Source organism: Kribbella sp. NPDC056861 (assembly GCF_040687575.1).
In the GTDB taxonomy this organism is placed as follows: Bacteria; Actinomycetota; Actinomycetes; order Propionibacteriales; family Kribbellaceae; genus Kribbella.
Genome location: NZ_JBFBNQ010000002.1, coordinates 46,349 through 65,296, shown reverse-complemented (window position 1 = coordinate 65,296; position 18,948 = coordinate 46,349). Strand labels below are relative to the sequence as shown.

Sequence of the window (18,948 nt, the reverse complement as noted above, 5' to 3'; positions counted from 1 at the left end):
TCTGGCCAGAGTGATGTTTGATTCTGACTGAACTCTTGCCTTTTTGTTCCTACCCCTCTTGAATGACGAGCGTGTCCGCCCGGTCACGCTTCGTCATGGGAGCGTTTCCACGTGGACTGAACCTTTCTCCGCCCACGAAAGGGATGCCCCCCATGAAGTTCAGACGACGTGCGGTGGCGGCCGCGGTCGCAGGCCTGCTGGCCGCGACCGCGCTCGCCACCGGTAGTCAGCAAGCGACGGCAGGTCCGCAGGACCCCGCTGCCAAGGCCGAGTCCCAGGTCGCGACGCCGCCACTGAGTACGCCGTGGACCGACGACGTGTCGCCGACCAACGCGCTGCCGGAGTACCCGCGGCCGCAGTTGACCCGGTCGAAGTGGCAGAACCTCAACGGCCTGTGGGAGTTCGCCCCGGCCGCCACCGGCGAGGCGCCGCCGATCGGCAGGACGCTCGCCGAGCAGGTGCTCGTGCCGTACCCGATCGAGTCGGCGCTGTCCGGACTCCAGCGGCACGAGGACCGGATGTGGTACCGCCGTACCTTCACCGTGCCCAGCAGCTGGAAGGGTCAGCGGCTGATCCTGCACTTCGGCGCCGTCGACTACGACGCCAAGGTCTGGGTCAACGGCCGCCAGGTCGCCACCCACCGCGGCGGCTACGACGGCTTCGACGTGGACGTGACGAACGTGCTCCGCAGGTCCGGCCCGCAGGAGCTGATCGTCTGGGCCGAGGACCTCACCGACGAGACCTTCCAGCCGATCGGCAAGCAGCGCGAGGTCGGTGACAACGGCATCTTCTACCAAGGCAGCTCCGGCATCTGGCGGACCGTCTGGATGGAGCCCGTCGCCCGGTCCGCGATCGACCGGCTGCAGATCACCCCGGATGTGCCCGGCAGTTCGTTCAAGATCACCGCTGACACCAGCGGCCCGGCCGGCCTCGACGTGGAAGCGACGGCGTACGACGGCAGCAAGATCGTCGGCAAAGTGAAGGGCACGGCCGACACCGCGCTGACCCTGCCGATCGCCAAGCCCAAGCTCTGGTCGCCGGACAGCCCGTTCCTCTACACGCTCAAGGTCAAGCTGGTCGACCGGGGCAAGACCCAGGACGAGGTCGGCTCGTACGCCGGGCTGCGGTCGGTCGGCAAGGTGAAGGGTGCCGACGGCAAGCTTCGGCTCGCGCTGAACGGCAAGATCCTGTTCAACCTGTCCACCCTCGACCAGGGCTTCTGGCCGGACGGGCTGAACACCGCGCCGACCGACGAGGCGCTGCGGTTCGATCTCGAGCAGCACAAGGTGCTCGGCTTCAACACCGTCCGCAAGCACATCAAGGTCGAGCCGGACCGTTGGTACTACCACGCCGACAAGCTCGGCCTGATGGTCTGGCAGGACATGCCGGCCGCCAAGACCGACCCGATCCCGGGGCCGTGGCGCGAGCAGTTCAAGGCCGAATTGCACGAGATGGTCGAGGAGCACAAGAGCTTCACCTCGATCACCACCTGGGTCCCGTTCAACGAGGGCTGGGGCGAGTGGGACCTGGCCGAGACCGGCCGGATCGCGGACAGCGTCAAGGCGCAGGACCCGTCCCGGCTGGTCAACGCCCACAGCGGCGTGAACTGCTGCGACTCGCTGGGTGACTCCGGTCGTGGCGACATGATCGACCATCACGCGTACCTCGGCCCCGCCACCGCGGCCCCGGCTGGTGATCGGGTCGCGGTCGACGGCGAGCACGGCGGGTTCGGGCTGAAGGTGCAAGACCACATGTGGTTCGGCGACGGCTTCGCCTACGAGATGACGCCGGACAAGGCCACCCTCACCCGCCGGTACGTCGAGAACCAGCGCGACGTGCTGAAGTCGGCCAACTCCTGTGGCATCAGCGGCTCGGTCTACACCCAGATCACTGATGTCGAGGGGGAGCTGAACGGCTTCTTCACCTACGACCGGCAGATCCCGAAGATGGACTTCGCCCAGGTCCGCGCGATCAACCAGGCGATCATCCAGGGCGCCGACGGTACTGGCACGAGCGGCCCGACCCCGCCGCCCGGCACACCAGGGGCCGACGGCATCCACTTCTACCCGCTCGACGGTACGACGGAAGATGCCGTCGGCACCCAGGACGCCACCCTGCAGGGCGGCGCGGCCTACGGTCCCGGCAAGAACGGGCAGGGTGTCGTGCTGAACGGCTCGACCCAGTTCGTCGACACCGGCGCCCAGTTGCTGGACACCTCCGGCAACTACACCGCGACGGCGTGGGTCAAGCTGAACAAGGCCGACGGCGCGTTCCAGACCGTGGTCAGCCAGGACGGCGATCGCGACAGTGCCTTCTTCCTGCAGTACTCCGGCGCCGACCAGCGGTTCGCGATGAGCTTCCCCGGTCAGCGCGCGTTGGCGCCGACCAAGCCCGTCCCGGGCCAGTGGTACCACCTCAGCGGCGTACGGGATGCCGCGAAGGGTGAGCTCAGGCTGTACGTCGACGGCGAGCTCGTGGCCACCAAGAGCGCCTGCAGTCTGGACGCCACCTCGACCGGCAACTCCGTGATCGGTCGCGGCAAGTTCGGCGGCAACCCGGTCGACTATCTGGACGGCACGGTCGACCAGGTGCACTTCTTCGACCGGGCCCTCGGCACCGACGAGGTGCGCGCGCTGTACGCCTCCGGGCGCTGATCGGAACAGTTTCAAGATGCGAGGACGTGGCTGAGGACCGATCCTGGTAGTGGTGCCGACAGGGAGGACCACTTCGATGACCGCTCCCAGCCACGTTCTCAGTCCACTGACCCCGACGAAGTTCCGCCTGCCCCGGTTCGGGCTCGGCGGTTCGCCCATCGGCGAGCTGCCGGGCCCGGACGGGGACGCGATCGCGACGGTCACCATCGATGCGGCGTACCAGGCAGGGATCCGGTACTTCGACACCGCACCCCGCTACGGCGCCGGCCGGTCCGAGCAACGCTTCGGTACTGCGCTCGCGCGGCGTCCGCGGGAGGAGTTCCTGCTCTCCACCAAGGTGGGCCGCACTGTCGACGGCACCCCCGACTTCTCTGCCGACGGAATCCGCCGGTCGCTGGCTGAGAGCAGCGAGCGACTCGGTCTCGGCATCGATCTGGTGCTGCTGCATGATCCGGGGGAGCACTGGCAGCAGGCTATCGACGAAGCGCTGCCGGTTCTCCACGAACTCCGCGCGGCGCGGGAGATCACCGCAGTCGGCGCAGCATCGGACGATTGGCGGCTGCTCGATCGATTGGTCCGCGACACGGAGCTCGACGCAGTACTGCTGGCCGGGCAGTACTCGTTGCTCGACCGGTCGGCGGCGCCGCTGCTCGATCGCTGCCAGGCCAGGGGAGTGCTGGCGATCGCGTCCGGAGTACTGAGTCAGCAGGTGCTGCAGACCAATCGCGCCAAACAAACGACTGACCCAGGAATCATCCTGGCGCGGCGGATCTCGGCCGTCTGCGAGCGGTACGGCGTATCGCTGCCGCAAGCCGCTTTGGCCTTCCCTGGCAGGCATTCCGCGATCGCGGCGGTGTTGATCGGCGCGGCCAGTCAGGCCGAGATCCGGGCCGACGCGGCACTGGTCCGTCAATCGGTGCCCAATGAACTCTGGCAGGACGAAGAATTCCTGCGACTTCTGGCCTGACCGGCTCTTGTCAGTGACCCTCCACTGAGTGATTCTGGTCCCTCGGATTCCTGTGGGGGGATGGCTTATGTCCAGAATCACTCAGTCCTGCCTGCGCGCCGCCGCGCTGGCCGGGCTGCTCGGCGCCGGCCTGGTCGCGGTCGTCGCACCGGCCGCCTCGGCGGCCACCATCACGGTCACCACGACTGCCGACGTCGTCAACGGCGGTGACGGCCAGACCTCGTTGCGGGAGGCATTCACCACCGCCGGCGCCAACGGTGTCGACGACGTCATCGCGCTCGGCGCGGGGCTGACCTACACGCTGACGAACTGCGCCGGTCCGCTGACCCACGGTGACGCGCACGAGTTGGTTGTCCAGGGCAACAACTCGGTGATCGACCAGAGCTGCAACGCCAAGGGCATCATCGACAGCACCGACCACGCCGGCCGGCTCGAGCTGCAGGACCTGGTCATCGACGGTGGCCCGAACACCACCGCGACCGCGCTGGAGGGCGCCGCGGTGCGTTCGGACAGCGAGTTGCTGCTGGCGAACGTCGAGATCCGCAACGTGTTGTCACCGGGTGGTTCGGTGGTCTGGTCCAGCTTCGACCACGGCATCACGCCGTACCGGATGACGCTGAACTACAGCAACCTGCACAACAACACCGGCAGCGTGGTGAGCTGCGACAACTGCTCGCTGGCGCTGGACAACACCACCATCACCGACAACGTCGGGTCCGGCATCTCGCTGGTCGACGGTTATCCGGTGATGATCGACTACTCGACCATCTCGAACAACACCCGGGCCGGGATCAGCAACACCGGCCAGGGGTTCCCCACGAACAAGACGCAGATCGACAACTCGTCGGTCTCGAACAACGGCCGGGTCGGCTTCCGCTGCGTCAACTGCGGCCGGCTGCAGACGTACTCGACGTCCTTCTACGGCAACGGCCTGACCGCCGCCGACGCGCTCGGCGGCATCTCGATGTCGATGTCCCAGCGCAACGGCACCCCGGCCTCCTCGATCAGCCTGCTGCTGTCGACCGTCTCCAACAACAAGAGCACGGTGGCCGGTGGCGGTCTGTCGGTCACGCCGGTCCTGGTGGAGGACGGCGGCAACCAGGCGGTCACCTCGATCGACCGGACGGCGATGGACAACAACATCTCCGCCGGTGACGGTGGTGGCGCCGCGATCAGTGTCGGCCGGTACAGCAACTACAAGGGCAGCTTCATCGGCAACACGGCGACCGGCCGCGGTGGCGGCGTCGCGTACCTGACTCCGTTGCCGGAAGGCGAGCTCTGGCTCGACAGCAACGAGATCTACAACAACACGGCCGGCGGCGACGGCGGCGGCGTCTTCGCGTTCAGCACCGGCTCGGTCGGCGGGTTCCAGCCGGACATCCACGACAACACCTCGGCCGGCAACGGCGGTGGCGTGAAGGTCGGCTTCGCCTACCAGGCCGACTTCGACTACGCCCGGGTCTACAACAACAAGGCCGTGCACGGCGCGGGACTCGACCTGGCCGCCGAGTCGGTCACCTTCGACAAGTCCACGATCAGCGGCAACACCGTCGTACCGGCTACTGGTACTGGTGGCGGCGCCCGGATCTCGGCGTTCGGGGCGAGCTTCCTGAACTCCACGATCAACGGCAACACCGCGGCGGTCGGCGGGGGCCTCAACTTCACCACCGCCACGCAGGTCACGCTGACCCACGTGACGATGGCCGACGACAAGGCGACCACCGGCGCGCACATCGCCGCGGTACCGACCGCGACGGTCGCGATCAACCGGAGCGCGCTGGTCCTGCCCATCACCGGTACTGCGTGTGCCGGTGTCGGTGGTGCCTTCCACGGGACCTCCGGCGGCTTCTCCGTACTACGCGACGCCACCTGCGGCACCGTTGCATCCGACCTGGTGACCTCCGCGGACCCGCAGCTGGCCCCGCTGGCCATCAACTCGCTGCCCGGACGGTTGCCTGCGGCCACCAGCCCGCTCGGCGGCCGGGTGCCGGTCGCCAGCTGCACGACCGAGGACGACCAGCGTCTGCAGCTCCGCCCGCTCGGCGCGAACTGTGACGCGGGCTCGGTCGAGTTCGCCGAGTCGGTTGCCGCCAGCCCTGACAAGGCGCTGAAGGACCTGATCGCCGAGGTGAAGGCGCTGCACCTGAACAAGGCGCTGGAGGCCAAGCTGGTGCTCAAGCTCGCTCTCGCCAGGTCTGCGATCAGCTCCAACCACAAGCCGGCCGCGAAGACCCTGCTGACCAGCTTCATCACCGAGGTGAAGGCCAACTCCGGGACCAAGATCCCGGTGGCGGCGGCGAAGCAGCTGGTGATCAAGGCCACCGCGATCAGGGACTCTTTGTAGGTATCCTCTAGGGAGGCCCACCGATCGCGGTGGGCCTCCGGACGAGATTGCGCCGTACCCGGCCGACGACAAGACGACGCTGGTCCCTGGAGGGGCCGAGCTGATGCATGTCGTCGATGTGATCGAGATTGTCGGTGCCCTGACCGTGCTGGTGGCCTTCGCGGCTGCCCAGGCCGGACGGCTCGAACAGAAGACCTTGTCCTACCAATTGCTGAACCTGCTGGGGTCCAGCGTGCTGGCGGTGATCGCGGCGGTCGAGAACTCGTGGGGCTTCCTGCTGCTGGAGGGCAGCTGGGCTGTCGTCAGCCTGATCGGGCTGCTGAGCCTGCTGCGCAACAAGCCCAGCGCCAACAAGCCCAGGCAGGCCGCCGCTTAGAAGCGGTCGCCGGGCTCCGGAGTACCGGGCGATCCCGTGCCGGGCGACGTCGGCCGACCCGTGGTCGGTGTCCCCGGCGTACCGGGAGTCGGCGAACCGGGCGTGCCGGGCGGCGGGGTAGTCGGCGTAACGGTGACGGTCACGGTGTTGCTCGGGGTCGGGATCACCGGCTCCGGCTCCACCTCCGGGGAGTTGCGGAACAGCAGCCAGGCGATCAGGATCGCCAGCACCATGATGATCAGCATGGTCAGCAGCGACAGGATCATCGCCAGCCAGGAGGCCGGCCGTAACGAGATCGGCCAGGGCAGCGGCCAGATCCGGAACAGGCCCGGGCGGCGGCGGTGCTCCCAGTAGTGCCGGAAGTCCGGTCCGCGGACCTTGCCGATCGGCGGGATCTTGTCCATCAGGACCGCGGACAGCACGTCCTCGCCCCGCCGCTCGGCGATCAGTTGCTCGTCGGCGGCGGCACTCGAGCCGTCGTCCGGACGGATCGGGCCGAGCGCGACCCACAGCGCCAGATCGTCGTCGTCTGCGTCGTTGTGGGCGAGCACGACGTCCGCGGGCAGGTCGTCGACCGCGATCACGAACCGGTCCCGCGCCGAGGCGTCGTCGGACGAGCCCTCGGTCATCATCGCGACCACCGCGTCGCGACCGTTCTCGTCGCTGGCGGAGTACAGGTAGCCCGCCGCGTTCGCGCCCAGCCGGGCCCGCAGCCAGAAGTCGCCGACCCGCGGCGGATCCTCCGGCAGCAGCGGCAACGCGTCCGGCAGCAACCGCGCAGGCGCCTCGGCCGGAGCCTCGGGCTCGGCCGGCGCCGCGGTGTCGGTCTGGGAGTCGGTCGCGGTCATCGCCTCCAATCCCACCACATCACTGGTAGCGCTGTCGCCCACGCCCGCCGGTACGGCGTACTTCGGCGGTCTGTTTCTTGCCGCGGGCCCCTGCGGAGGTGTTCGGATTTGAGCGGGTGGGGAGGATAGGAGGGGACCCGAGGCGGGGCGTGGTCAGCCCCCGGCCCCGGGATCTGATGGAATGGCGACTAGTTCCCGAGCGCAGACACAAGGTCCACGCGGACCCCGGAAGGACAGGCATGACCGAAACCACTGTGCCGGCAGGGTCAGTGGCCCAGCAGTCGCACCTGGTCAGCGAGGCGATCGCCGAGGTCAAGCGGGTGATCGTGGGCCAGGAGCACATGGTCGAGACGCTGATGGTGTCGCTGCTGGCCAAGGGTCACTGCCTGCTCGAGGGCGTGCCGGGTGTCGCCAAGACGCTGGCCGTCCGGACCTTCGCGTCGGTGGTCGGTGGTTCGTTCGCCCGGATCCAGTTCACCCCCGACCTGGTCCCGTCCGACATCGTCGGCACCCGGATCTACCGGCAGACCCGCGAGGCGTTCGACATCGAGCTCGGCCCGACCTTCGTGAACTTCGTGCTGGCCGACGAGGTGAACCGGGCCCCGGCCAAGGTGCAGTCGGCGATGCTGGAGCTGATGGCCGAGCGGCAGGTGTCGATCGGCGGCCAGACCTTCCCGATGCCGAAGCCGTTCATCGTGATCGCGACCCAGAACCCGATCGAGTCCGAGGGCGTCTACCCGCTGCCCGAGGCGCAGCGGGACCGGTTCCTGGTCAAGATCGACGTGCCGCACCCGCGCGGCCACGAGGAGTTCGAGATCCTCCGCCGGATGAGCGTCGACCCGCCCTCGGCGCGGCAGGTGCTGAAGCCCGAGACGATCATGGAACTGCAGCGCTCGGCCGAGCAGGTCTTCGTGCACAACCTGGTCGCGGAGTACGCCGTCCGGCTGGTGATGGCGACCCGGACGCCGTCCGACTTCCACCTGCCCGACCTGGAGCCGATCATCGAGCTCGGAGTCAGCCCGCGGGCCACCCTCGGCCTGGTCTCGGCCGGCCGGGCGCTCGCGCTGATCCACGGCCGCGACTACCTGCTGCCGAGCGACGTCCAGACGGTCGCCCTCGACGTGATGGGCCACCGGCTCGGGCTGACCTTCGACGCGGTCGCCGACAACATCGACCCGCGCGCCGTGGTCGAGCGGATCCTGGCCACCGTGCCACCGCCGCAGCCGGTCTGGCGCGACGGCAGCGACGGCTCCGGCCGGCCAGAGTTCGTCTAGGGACCGACCAGATGGCCAAACGACCGGACCCGCGGGCTGCGATGACGATCTCGCAGCTCGCTCCCGAGCGCGCCCTGCGCCGGCTCGAACTGACGGTCGTCCGCCGGCTCGGCGGCTACCTGCACGGCGAGCACCTCGGCCTGCTGCCCGGCCCGGGCACCGAGCTGGCCGAGGCCCGCGAGTACCAGGTCGGTGACGACGTCCGCCGGATGGACTGGGCCGTCACCGCCCGGACGACGGTCCCGCACGTTCGCGACCTGATCGCCGACCGCGAGCTGGAGACCTGGGCGCTGGTCGACCTGTCCGCGTCGATGGACTTCGGCACCACCCAGCTGGAGAAGCGCGAGCTGGCGGTGGCGGCCGTCGCGACCGTCGGCTTCCTGACCCATCGGCTCGGTGACCGCTTCGGCGGACTGATGTTGCGCGACTCCACGCTGCGCCGCTGGCCGGCCCGGTCGGGGCGGCTGGCCCTCTACGGTCTGCTGCGGGCGCTGCTCGCCGAGACCGCGACCGGCGAGCACCAGGCGCGCAGCGACCTGGCCGGCGCGCTGGACTCGATGGCCCGGACGCAGCGCAAGCGCGGCCTGCGGGTGATCGTGTCGGACTTCCTCACCCCGGAGGACGGCGAGACCGACAGCCGGATGGAGCCCTCCTGGGAGCGCGCGATGCGCAAGCTGACCGCCCAGCACCAGGTGCTCGCAGTCGAGATCGTCGACCCGCGCGAGCTGGAGCTGCCGAACATCGGCGTCGTCCTGATCGGCGACCCGGAGACCGGAGCGATCCGGGAGATCGACACCCGCAAGCAGCGGGTACGCGAGCAGTACGCCGCGGCCGCCCTGGCGCAGCGCGAACGAACCAGAACGGCCCTGCGTAGGGTGGGAGCCGGACATCTGGTCCTGCGGACCGACCGCGACTGGGTCGCCGACACCGTGCGGTTCGTCCTCGCCTACCGGCGAGTGGCGCCCCGCCTGCACCAACCGCCGAAGGGAGTGGCTCGCTGATGGAGTTCCTGTCTCCGGCCAGACTGTGGTTCCTGTTGCTCATCCCGGTCGTCGTGGCCGGGTACATCTTCCTGCAGCGCCGGCGCGCGCAGTACGCGCTGCGGTTCACCAACATCGCGCTGCTGGACCGGGTCGCGCCGCGCCGGCCGCAGTGGCGCCGGCATCTGGCCGTCGTACTGGCGCTGTTCGCCGCGACCTCGTGCATCATCGCGTTCGCGCAGCCCAAGGACGAGGTGAAGGTGCCGCGCGAGCGGGCCACCATCGTGGTCGCGATCGACGTGTCGCTGTCGATGATGGCGACCGACGTCGACCCGAACCGGCTGGAGGCGGCGAAGAAGTCGGCGAAGAACTTCGTCACCCAGCTGCCGTCGAAGTTCAACGTGGCGCTGGTGAACTTCGCCGGCACCGCCTCGATCATCGTTCCGCCGACCACCGACCGGGCCACTGTGCAGCGGTCGATCGACGGGCTCGAGCTGGCCGAGTCGACCGCCACCGGTGAGGGAATCTTCACCTCGCTGCAGGCGCTCACCCAGGTCCCGCCGGACCCGGAGCACCCGGACGACCCGGCGCCGGCCCGGATCGTGCTGCTGTCGGACGGCAAGCGCACGGTCGGCCGGACGGCGCAGGAAGGCGCGCAGGCGGCGAAGGCGAAGAACACGCCCGTCTACACGATCACCTTCGGCACCGACTCGGGCTTCATCGAGATGGACGGCATCCGCCAGCGCGTTCCCCCGGACCGCGCCGAGCTGCGCAGCGTCGCCGAGATCACCGGGGGAGAGGCGTACACGGCCGAGTCCGCAGGTGAGTTGGAGGATGTCTACAAGGACATCGGTTCCTCGGTCGGCTACGACAAGGTCGACAAGGAAGTCACCTCCCGGTTCGCCGGCATCGCGATGCTGCTGACGTTGGCCTCGGCCGGCGCCTGCATCGCACTGGCCTCGCGCTTCCCGTAAGAAACAGAAAGAAGACCCCGCCGGGAGAGGAGCTCCGGCGGGGTCTTCTTGTTCTGTCAGGACCCGTTGATCAGTCGTACTGCGATGTCTGGACTGAAGGTCCCCGCAGGCACGGTCGGCGCGATCCCGCACTGCCCGTCCGAGTTACCCGGCACCTTGATCCACAGCAGCATCTCGGCACCACCACCCTGCTGAGGAGACGAGCCCAGCTTGCGACCCGCCGGGTTGCACCACACGCCGTTCGACCCGTTGCCGTTGCGGCTGGTGTCGATCACGAACGGCTTCGCCGTACCGAGGTTGCTCCGCACGTTGTTGGCGTAGGAGACCGAAGCGCTGGTGGTGTAGTAGTTCGAGACGTTCACCGAGAAGCCCCGGGCATTGGCGATCCCGGCACTCTGCAGCCGCTGCGCCATCGTTGCCGCTGGCACCCATCCGGCGTTGCCACCGTCCAGGTAGGTCCAGGTGTTGGGCGCCCGGTCGCGGAACTGCTGGGTGGCGAAGGTGAGCATCCCGTTCCGCTCGGCGATCTGCGCCGCGGTCATGCACTCGAAGTCGCCCAGCGCGTCCGGCTCGATCACGACCACGGCCGGCCGGGTGCCGATCGAGCTCGCGAACGCCGAGATCCAGGTCCGGTACGCCGCGGGCGATCCGGCTCCGCCGCCGGAGTGACCGCCACACGCGTCCCGGCCGGGCAGGTTGTAGGCGACCAGCACCGGCAGCTTGTCCGCGTTGTCGGCGGCACCGACGTACCCGCCGACCATCGCGCCGATCGTCGTACCAGAGGGCGGGTTGCCGAACCATTTGGCGGTCGGCTTGCTGGCGATGTTGGTGTTGATGGTCGCGGCCCGGGAGTCGCTGGCATGGCTGTTCACCCAGGCCTTGGGCGTCGAGGTGGGGTTGACGTAGAACCCGCTGGTCAGACTGACCGGGCTCGCGAGGGCCTTGGCCGGGCTCGCGAGGGCCTTGGCCGGAGCTGCTGCGCCGGCTGACGCGGCGTGTGGCCAGGACAGCCGGCTCGTCGAGTCGGCGAACGCGGTGATCCACGCCAGCGCGGAGTTCCAGTTCACCGCGACCTCGTTGGTGGAGTACGAACCGATGTTGTCGAGGTAGCAGGTGGCCGGCGCGCAGCCCTGGAGACCACGCTCCGCGACCGGGTCCTGCAGACCCGAGTTCGGTCCGCCTGCAAGGGATCCAGGCGCCGGCGACGGCAGAGCCGGGTCCATCGACTTCGCCCAGAACCGGTGGTGCTGGTTGTGACTGTCCCGCTCGCCGTAGCCGGTCACGTAGGACTGGTTGATCGCATTGCGCCCGAGCAGGTAGTCGAGCGACTCCAGCGCAGCCTCCCGGTACTTCGGCAGCCGGGTCAGGTCGTAGGCAATGGCAATGATCATCGCGTTGTTGGCGACGGCACTGTTCGAACCCCAGACGTACTTGCCGTCCGCCGGCAGGTACGGGTTGGCGTACCCCTGCGAGCGCAGGTCGGCGACGTACTTGTCGGCGGCCTTGGCGATCCGCAGCGTGAGCTTCAGCCGCTCGAGCAACGGGAGCCGCTGAGGCGCGCGAGCCAGAGCGAGGTCGGCGAGGCTGCCCGTGTCCCGCCAGGAGAAGCCGTCCTCGGCCTTGATCTGGGTCGTGATGGCCTTCTTGTAGGCCTGCTTGCCGGTGGTCGCGAACAGTTCGGCGGCGGCCCAGGAGAACTCGTCGGTGACCTTGACGTCGTCGTACGCGCCGCCGCCCTCACCGCCGTCCGGTGCGTAGACCGCCGGGTTCGCCAGTGCTGCCTTCCAGGCCTTGTCGGCCGCGGCGAGACACTGAGCGGCCAATGCCTTGTCCCACTTCGCGTAGACCCGGGCACACCGCGCGCCGACCGCGGCGACGTTGAGCGTGGCGGCCGTCGACGGGGGATAGAGGTAGCGCTGCTGCGGGTCGGCGGCGGGCTTGAGCGGCAGGCCGGTCCACTTCACGTCGTGGATCTTGTGGTGCACCATGCCGGACGGCGCCTGCATCCGGAGCAGGAAGTCGATCTCCCACTTCGCCTCGTCGAGGATGTCGGGAATCTTGTTGCCTGCTTCGGGAATCCGGAGCGGCTGGTCACCGGACTGCTCGTACTGGTCGAGCAACTGCCACGCGGCCAGCGCGCCGTTGACGACGTACTTGCCGTGATCGCCGGCGTCGTACCAGCCACCCCGTACGTCGAGGCTGTACGTGCACGTCCCCGGGAAGCAGGGGACCGAGACGTCGCCCTTGTTCGGCGCGACGCCGAGGTGCCCGGCAGCTCGCGCTCGTTCGGCGCCGACGTACTGGGCCTCGATCTCGATGCCGCTGCGGTTGTTGTAGAAGTAGGCGAGCGCGTCGTCGCGCAGGGAGCGGTAGAGGTCGTCGCCGACGCTGAAGGGCTCGCTGAGTTGGTCGCCGACCGCGAGCCGGTAGCCGTCGCCCGTGCCGCGGAAACGGTCGAAGTCGATCAGCTGGACCTTGCTGCCGGACATCGCGTCCGCGCCGTACGGCTTGGTCTTGCCTTGGGCAACGACACCTTCGGTGGCGTCGAGCAACCGCCAAGGCTGCGGCGTGGTCACGTCGGTGACGTAGGTGGCCCGCTTCGGGCCGCCGGCCAGATAGCCGAGCTGGTTGACCCGCACCGGCGATCCGAAGTCCCGTACCCCACCAGGTGGCACGACTCCGCCGACGACCGAGATGTTGTCCAGACACAGCGTGTACGGCTCGGTGCTGGCGCCGGCCTGGAAGCTGACCTGAGTGTGGTCGGCGGTGGTGGTCGACGTCCCGGTGAAGGTGAACGTCTGCGCGGTGGTGGTGACGTTGACGGTCTTGTTCAGCACCGTCGCCACCGGCTTGGAGGCAGTCTGGACGACGGCCCGGAACGTGGTCGCCCGGCTGGCCGAGGCGTCGAACCGCAGCGTGTAGGGCTGGCCGGCCTCGACCGGCAGGTCGTCCTGGCCGATCATCGAGTCCCAGACGTTCACCGTGCCGCCCGGGATCTGAGCGCACAGCCGCCCGTCGGTGACGGCCGACGGGGTGTTCCCGCTGGTCCACCACGGGCTCTTGACGCCGCTGTCGAAGGTCCCGTTCAGGACCCGCTCGTACGGCGAGGCGTCGCCGGCCGCCGTGGCCGGTCCAGCACTGGTCAGGGGGACGAGGAGGAAGGCGCTCAGGCTGAGCGCCGAGAGCCTCCGGAATCTGGTCATGCAGCTGCCTCCGGAAGGGGAATGCGCTGGGAGCGCTTTCACTATCGGCCTACGAGTCAGCGGCGTCCCTGTGCATGGTGCCGACGGCGCCCGGGTGTGTCAAGACTGAAACGAGCGCGAAATCTGCTCTTCACAAGAAGACCACGGTGCCTTATGGTCAACCGGAAGCGCTCCCAGTTTCGAACCCGAGTACCGCCCCTCAGTCTTATCGGGTTCTGCCGGAGCTGACTCAGCGGCGTCACCGTGGCCTCGGCGTCCGCAGTGCTGGGAGCGCTCCCAAAAATCCGTAGGTGGAGTGGAAAGGTTTCTTCATGCGAATCAGGAAAGCGCTTGCCTCGGCAACCGCCGTGGGCGTGAGCGTGGCATTGCTGGCGACCGGCTGCGGGGGCGGTGGCGAGGAGTCGGCGAACGGCAAGGTGACGCTGACGATCAAGACCTTCGGGCAGTTCGGCTACGACGACCTGATCAAGAGCTACGAGGCGTCCCACCCGGACGTCCAGGTCAAGCAGGACAACATCGCCAAGCTGGCCGACTACACGCCCAAGCTGCAGCAGTGGCTGACCGCCGGCAGCGGCGCGGGCGACGTGGTCGCGCTGGAGGAGGGCATCCTGATCAAGCTGATGGGCAAGCCCGACCAGTTCGTCAACCTGCTCGACCAGGGCGCCGGCGACCTGAAGGGCAACTTCCTGGACTGGAAGTGGCAGCAGGCGCTGACCCCGGACGGCAAGAAACTGGTTGGCCTCGGCACCGACATCGGGGCCCAGGGCATGTGTTACCGCACCGACCTGTTCGCCAAGGCCGGGCTGCCGACCGACCGGGAGAAGGTCGGCGCGCTCTGGCCGACCTGGGACGGATACCTTGCCACCGGCAAGAAGTTCGTTGCCGCCGGCACCGGGGCGAGCTACTTCGACACCGTCGGCGGGGTCTACCAGAACATCTTGATGCAGCAGGGCGACACCACGTACTTCGATCGCTCGAACAAGCTGATCGTGGACAGCAACCCCGGGGTCAAGACGGCCTGGGACCAGTCGGTCGCGATGGTCGGCGCCGGACTGTCCGGCAAGCTGCAGATGTGGAGCCCGGCCTGGAACGCGGGCTTCAAGAAGGGCACCTTCGCCACCATCCCGTGCCCGGCGTGGATGCTCGGCATCATCAAGGATCAGGCCGGCCCCGAGAACGCGGGCAAGTGGGACGTCGCCCGGGTGCCGGGTGAAGGCGCGGTGCGAGGTGGGTCGTTCCTCGCAGTACCGGCGCAGAGCAAGCACCCCAAGGAGGCTGCCGAGCTCGCGAAGTTCCTGACCAACCCGGCCGGTCAGACGGCCGCGTTCAAGGCCAAGAACAACTTCCCGTCGTCGCCGCAGGCGATCGACGACCCGGCGGTCTCGAGTGCCGTCAACGCGTACTTCAACAACGCGCCGGTCGGCAAGATCTTCGGCCAGTCCGCCAAGGACCTGAAGCCGGTCTACCTCGGCCCCGACAACCAGGTGGTCGGTGACGGCGTCGGCGACGCGCTCACCGCGGTCGAGCAGGGCAAGCTGCAGCCCGACCAGGCCTGGACCAAGGCGCTGACCGACGCGAAGCGAGCAGTCGACAAGTGAGCACGACTCTGATCCGCCCGCCCGCTGCGAAGGCAGCGGGCGGGCGGCGGAAGAGCAAAGTGAGTTGGGCCGAGCGCCGCAACCGGCTGGACCTGCACGGTTCGCCGTACTTCTTCATCACGCCGTTCTTCGTGCTGTTCGCGCTCTTCGGGCTGTTCCCGCTGCTCTACACGGCCTGGGTCTCGTTGCGGGCCTGGGATCTGACCGGCGACGCCGGCTTCGTCGGGCTGAAGAACTACTCCCGGCTGCTCGGCGATCCGGACTTCTGGAACGCGATGGTGAACACGCTCGGCCTGTTCGTGTTGTCGACCGTGCCGCAGCTGTGCTTCGCGCTGATCATCGCGGGACTGCTGAACCGGCCGATCCGGGCGCTGATGATGTTCCGGCTGGGCGTGCTGGCGCCGATCGTCACCTCGGTGGCGGCGGTCGCGATCGTCTTCGGGCAGCTGTACGGCCGCGACACCGGGCTGGTCAACGGTCTGCTCGGCCTGATCGACATCGGCCCGATCGACTGGCAGGCGAGCAAGACGTCGTCCTGGATCGCGGTCTCCAGCATGGTCAACTGGCGTTGGACGGGGTACAACGCGCTGATCTACCTGGCCGCGATCCAGGCCATCCCGCGTGATCTGTACGAGGCGGCCGAGCTGGACGGGGCCGGACCGATCCGGCAGTTCCGATCGATCACCGTGCCGTTGATCCGGCCGGCCCTGATCTTCACCGTGGTGATGTCGATCATCGGCGGCATGCAGCTGTTCACCGAGCCGCTGCTGTTCGGCCAGGGCGACATCTCCGGCGGCAGTCTGCGGCAGTTCCAGACCATCGCGATGTACATGTTCGAGCAGAGTTTCCAGAACTTCGACTACGGCTACGGGTCGGCGATCGCGTGGGCGATCTTCCTGCTCACCGTCGTGGTCGGCGTCGTGAACGCGCTGATCGCCCGGCGCTGGAAGGGTGGCACCCAGTGAGACGCCGTACCCAAGGCAACACCCTCGTCTATCTGACTCTGCTGATCAGCCTGGTGCTGTCGGTCTTCCCGCTCTACTGGCTGTTCGTGGTGGCCACCCGCTCCAACGACGTGGTCGGCCAGATGCCGCCGCCGCTCATCCCGGGTGGCAACCTCGGTGAGAACGTCAGCCGGTTGTTCAGCGCCGAGGAGGCGCACTTCGCGCGCGGGCTGGCGAACTCGATGATCGCCTCGATCGCGGTCACCGTCTCGGTGGTCTTCTTCTCCTCGCTGGCCGGCTTCGCCTTCGCCAAGCTGCGGTTCCGGGGCCGCAACGCGTTCCTGATCGCAGTACTGGCGACGATGATGGTGCCGGTCCAGATGGGCATCGTGCCGCTCTACATGGTGATGGTGAAGCTCGGCTGGCAGAACCAGTTGCAGGCGGTGATCGTGCCGTTCCTGGTCTCCGCCTTCGGCGTCTTCCTGATGCGCCAGTACGCCGAACGCGCGGTCCCGGACGAGCTGATCGAGGCCGCGCGGCTGGACGGCTGCAGCACCTTCGGGCTGTTCGTCCGGGTGGTCGCGCCCGCGTTGCGTCCCGGCGCCGCGGTACTGGGGTTGTTCACCTTCATGAGCACCTGGAACGAGTTCCTCTGGCCGCTCGCGATCCTGGAGGCGGACAACCCGACGGTGCAGTTCTCGCTCAGCCAGCTGGCGACGCAGTACTACACCGACTACACCCTGATGTTCTCCGGCACGCTGATCGCGACGGTGCCGTTGCTGCTGGTGTTCATCCTGTTCGGCCGCCAAATCATCGGCGGCATCATGGATGGAGCCGTGCGCTCGTGACCGGGATAGGGTTTCGGCCAGGCCAGGCGAAGGAGAACCAGCAGGTGACCACGGAGACACCGAGGCGGCAGCCGACGCTCGAAGAGGTCGCCGAGCGCGCGGGGGTGTCGCGATCGGCCGCCTCCCGGGCGATCAACAACGCGCCGCACGTCAGCAGGGCCAAGCGTGAGGCGGTCCAGCGGGCGATCGACGATCTCGGCTACGTGCCGAACGCGACCGCCCGCGCGCTGGCCACCCAGCAGGCCGGCGCCGTCGTGCTGGCGATCTCCGGCGACGACCCGGCGATGTTCGCGGACCCGTTCTTCGCCGAGATCGTGGTCGGGGTGAACTCGGTGCTGGAGGAGACCGAGCTCGAGTTGATGCTGTCGCTGGCGACCTCGTCGCGGGGCCAGGCCAGGCTCGAGCAGGTACTGCGGACGCGGCAGGCCGCCGGCGTGATGCTGATGTCACTGCACGGCGACGACCCGCTGGCCGCGCTCGCCGACAACGCCTCGGTACCGGTCGTCTTCGGCGGCCGCCCGCTCAACTTCGAACCCCGGTACTACGTCGACGCCGACAACCGCGGGGGAGCGCGGCTCGCGACCGAGCACCTGGTCGCGGCCGGCCGCCGCAGGATCGCCACCATCACCGGCCGCCTGGACGAGGGCGCCGGGATGGCCAGGCTGCAAGGCTTCCAGGACGCGCTCGCGGTCGCGGGTCTCGACAACAGCCTGATCGATCACGGCGACTTCAGCGAGGAGGGCGGCAGCCTCGCGATGACGAGGTTGCTGGACCGCGCGCCCGATCTCGACGGCGTCTTCATCGCCTCCGACCAGATGGCCATCGGCGCGCTGCGGGTGTTGTCGAAGGCCGGCCGGTCGGTGCCCGCCGATGTCGCCCTGGTCGGCTTCAACGACATCACCAGCGCCCGTCATACCGAGCCGCCGCTGACCACGGTCAACCAGCCGATCCACGCGCTCGGCCGGGAGATGGCCAAGATGCTGCTGGCGCTGATGTCCGGCGACCAGCCGAGCCCGCTGATCCTGCCCACCCAGTTGGTGATCCGCTCCTCGGTGTGACCATTTGCGGACCGGCCGGTTCCGGATTGCGACACGACGGTGATGTGGTTGACACGGCGATGTTGCTGGTATCCAAGGGTTCCGTGGTGCAGTATGGGTGTCGCCGTCCGGGATCGACGGCAGTTGTTCGAGAACGCTGGGGAAGGCGCAGCTCGAGCACAGGAGGTCCCGGTGGCGACGACTCGTGGCGTTTTATACGTCCACACCGTGCCGTCAGCGTTGTGCCCTCATGTCGAGTGGGCAGCGGGCGGCATCCTAGGCGTGCCCGTGAAACTTGATTGGACGCCGCAGCCCGCGGCACAGGGCACCTATCGCGCGGAGCTGTCCTGGCAGGCAGCGAGCGGTACCGCGGCCAAGCTGGCGTCCGCGCTGCGTGGCTGGCAGAAGCTCCGCTTCGAGGTCACCGAGGAACCGAGCAACGGCGTCGAGGGTGAGCGGTACTCCTTCACTCCGACCCTCGGGGTCTTCCACGCGACAACCGGGGTGCACGGCGACATCATGGTGCCCGAGGACCGGCTGAAGGCGGCGATGCTGAAGGCCGTCAGCGGCGAGGCCGATCTGACCGAGGAGGTCGAGCGTTTGCTCGGCCGCCCCTGGGACGACGAGCTCGAGCCGTTCCGGTACGCCGGTGACGGCGCGCCGGTCCGCTGGCTGCACCAGGTGGTCTGACCAGATCCTGAGAACTTCAGAAGAAAGTCAAGAAACAGGAGACTTCCTCGCCTTTTTCGACAATGCTATGAGCAGACGTTCCACTGAGTCGCCACAGTCGTGGCCGCTGGGGCCACCGGGTGTCGGGACACCCCCGGTTGTCGCAAACAGCGGCCGCACCACGTGAAAGGGCGCGGACCTCACGGTCCGCGCCCTTTCCCTTTGTCCCTGG

The 18,948-nt window shown here is 68.4% G+C and carries 14 protein-coding genes and 1 riboswitch; of the genes, 12 read left to right on the top strand and 2 right to left on the bottom strand.

Translation table 11 applies throughout. The annotated features are described in order from the left end of the window. Positions 1 to 152 precede the first annotated feature (152 nt). The 4 genes from AB0P21_RS07325 to AB0P21_RS07310 all read left to right on the top strand — a co-directional run bounded on the left by AB0P21_RS07325 (position 153) and on the right by AB0P21_RS07310 (position 6,341). Positions 153 to 2,654, top strand: coding sequence for a LamG-like jellyroll fold domain-containing protein (locus tag AB0P21_RS07325; protein ID WP_363694537.1), 2,502 nt, complete (start codon positions 153 to 155; stop codon positions 2,652 to 2,654). Positions 2,655 to 2,730: 76 nt separating this feature from the next. After that, positions 2,731 to 3,621, top strand: coding sequence for an aldo/keto reductase (locus tag AB0P21_RS07320; RefSeq protein ID WP_363694535.1), 891 nt, complete (start codon positions 2,731 to 2,733; stop codon positions 3,619 to 3,621). A 67-nt stretch (positions 3,622 to 3,688) separates the two neighbouring features. Beyond that, a complete protein-coding gene (locus AB0P21_RS07315; RefSeq protein WP_363694533.1) occupies positions 3,689 to 5,965 on the top strand; it encodes a right-handed parallel beta-helix repeat-containing protein in 2,277 nt (758 codons plus the stop codon). A gap of 11 nt (positions 5,966 to 5,976) precedes the next feature. Beyond that, a riboswitch (guanidine-III (ykkC-III) riboswitch) is annotated at positions 5,977 to 6,048 on the top strand. A gap of 20 nt (positions 6,049 to 6,068) precedes the next feature. Then, a complete protein-coding gene (locus AB0P21_RS07310) occupies positions 6,069 to 6,341 on the top strand; it encodes a hypothetical protein (RefSeq protein ID WP_363694531.1) in 273 nt (90 codons plus the stop codon). Here AB0P21_RS07310 and AB0P21_RS07305 read toward each other — a convergent pair. Next, on the bottom strand, positions 6,338 to 7,189 hold the full coding sequence (locus tag AB0P21_RS07305; protein WP_363694530.1) for a hypothetical protein: 852 nt from the start codon (positions 7,187 to 7,189) through the stop codon (positions 6,338 to 6,340). The two genes, AB0P21_RS07310 and AB0P21_RS07305, sit on opposite strands and share 4 nt — an antisense overlap. Positions 7,190 to 7,428: 239 nt before the next feature. Between AB0P21_RS07305 and AB0P21_RS07300 the strand changes: the two genes are divergently transcribed. From AB0P21_RS07300 to AB0P21_RS07290, 3 genes are read left to right on the top strand one after another with little or no spacing between them, the layout of a single operon-like run. Continuing rightward, a complete protein-coding gene (locus tag AB0P21_RS07300; protein WP_363694528.1) occupies positions 7,429 to 8,463 on the top strand; it encodes a MoxR family ATPase in 1,035 nt (344 codons plus the stop codon). A gap of 11 nt (positions 8,464 to 8,474) precedes the next feature. Further along, on the top strand, positions 8,475 to 9,464 hold the full coding sequence (locus AB0P21_RS07295) for a DUF58 domain-containing protein (RefSeq protein ID WP_363694526.1): 990 nt from the start codon (positions 8,475 to 8,477) through the stop codon (positions 9,462 to 9,464). After that, positions 9,464 to 10,417 (top strand): VWA domain-containing protein, encoded by a 954-nt coding sequence (locus tag AB0P21_RS07290; RefSeq protein WP_363694524.1) that lies wholly within the window; start codon positions 9,464 to 9,466, stop codon positions 10,415 to 10,417. The genes AB0P21_RS07295 and AB0P21_RS07290 overlap by 1 nt, the downstream gene beginning before the upstream one ends. Positions 10,418 to 10,473: 56 nt before the next feature. On the opposite strand, the gene AB0P21_RS07285 is transcribed toward AB0P21_RS07290, so the two are convergent. Continuing rightward, positions 10,474 to 13,620 (bottom strand): glycoside hydrolase family 9 protein, encoded by a 3,147-nt coding sequence (locus AB0P21_RS07285; RefSeq protein ID WP_363694522.1) that lies wholly within the window; start codon positions 13,618 to 13,620, stop codon positions 10,474 to 10,476. A 311-nt stretch (positions 13,621 to 13,931) separates the two neighbouring features. Between AB0P21_RS07285 and AB0P21_RS07280 the strand changes: the two genes are divergently transcribed. The 5 genes from AB0P21_RS07280 (at position 13,932) to AB0P21_RS07260 (ending at position 18,737) form a co-directional block, all read left to right on the top strand. Then, positions 13,932 to 15,218: an extracellular solute-binding protein gene (locus AB0P21_RS07280; protein WP_363694521.1), complete on the top strand. Its 1,287-nt coding sequence runs from the start codon at positions 13,932 to 13,934 to the stop codon at positions 15,216 to 15,218. Further along, complete coding sequence (locus AB0P21_RS07275; protein WP_363694519.1) at positions 15,215 to 16,183, top strand: sugar ABC transporter permease; 969 nt, start codon at positions 15,215 to 15,217, stop codon at positions 16,181 to 16,183. The genes AB0P21_RS07280 and AB0P21_RS07275 overlap by 4 nt, the downstream gene beginning before the upstream one ends. Continuing rightward, complete coding sequence (locus AB0P21_RS07270) at positions 16,180 to 17,010, top strand: carbohydrate ABC transporter permease (RefSeq protein WP_363694517.1); 831 nt, start codon at positions 16,180 to 16,182, stop codon at positions 17,008 to 17,010. Before AB0P21_RS07275 ends, AB0P21_RS07270 begins: the two co-directional genes overlap by 4 nt. A 44-nt stretch (positions 17,011 to 17,054) precedes the next feature. Continuing rightward, positions 17,055 to 18,068: a LacI family DNA-binding transcriptional regulator gene (locus tag AB0P21_RS07265; RefSeq protein ID WP_363694515.1), complete on the top strand. Its 1,014-nt coding sequence runs from the start codon at positions 17,055 to 17,057 to the stop codon at positions 18,066 to 18,068. A gap of 171 nt (positions 18,069 to 18,239) precedes the next feature. After that, a complete protein-coding gene (locus tag AB0P21_RS07260) occupies positions 18,240 to 18,737 on the top strand; it encodes a DUF3145 domain-containing protein (protein WP_363694513.1) in 498 nt (165 codons plus the stop codon). Positions 18,738 to 18,948 lie beyond the last annotated feature (211 nt).

Bases quoted from the DNA above. Each gene is read 5' to 3' on its own strand.
- AB0P21_RS07305 (WP_363694530.1), bottom strand. From the start codon at position 7,189: ATGACCGCGACCGACTCCCAGACCGACACCGCGGCGCCGGCCGAGCCC.
- AB0P21_RS07310 (WP_363694531.1), top strand. From the start codon at position 6,069: ATGCATGTCGTCGATGTGATCGAGATTGTCGGTGCCCTGACCGTGCTG.
- AB0P21_RS07325 (WP_363694537.1), top strand. From the start codon at position 153: ATGAAGTTCAGACGACGTGCGGTGGCGGCCGCGGTCGCAGGCCTGCTG.
- AB0P21_RS07300 (WP_363694528.1), top strand. From the start codon at position 7,429: ATGACCGAAACCACTGTGCCGGCAGGGTCAGTGGCCCAGCAGTCGCAC.
- AB0P21_RS07290 (WP_363694524.1), top strand. From the start codon at position 9,464: ATGGAGTTCCTGTCTCCGGCCAGACTGTGGTTCCTGTTGCTCATCCCG.
- AB0P21_RS07320 (WP_363694535.1), top strand. From the start codon at position 2,731: ATGACCGCTCCCAGCCACGTTCTCAGTCCACTGACCCCGACGAAGTTC.
- AB0P21_RS07280 (WP_363694521.1), top strand. From the start codon at position 13,932: ATGCGAATCAGGAAAGCGCTTGCCTCGGCAACCGCCGTGGGCGTGAGC.
- AB0P21_RS07285 (WP_363694522.1), bottom strand. From the start codon at position 13,620: ATGACCAGATTCCGGAGGCTCTCGGCGCTCAGCCTGAGCGCCTTCCTC.
- AB0P21_RS07315 (WP_363694533.1), top strand. From the start codon at position 3,689: ATGTCCAGAATCACTCAGTCCTGCCTGCGCGCCGCCGCGCTGGCCGGG.
- AB0P21_RS07295 (WP_363694526.1), top strand. From the start codon at position 8,475: ATGGCCAAACGACCGGACCCGCGGGCTGCGATGACGATCTCGCAGCTC.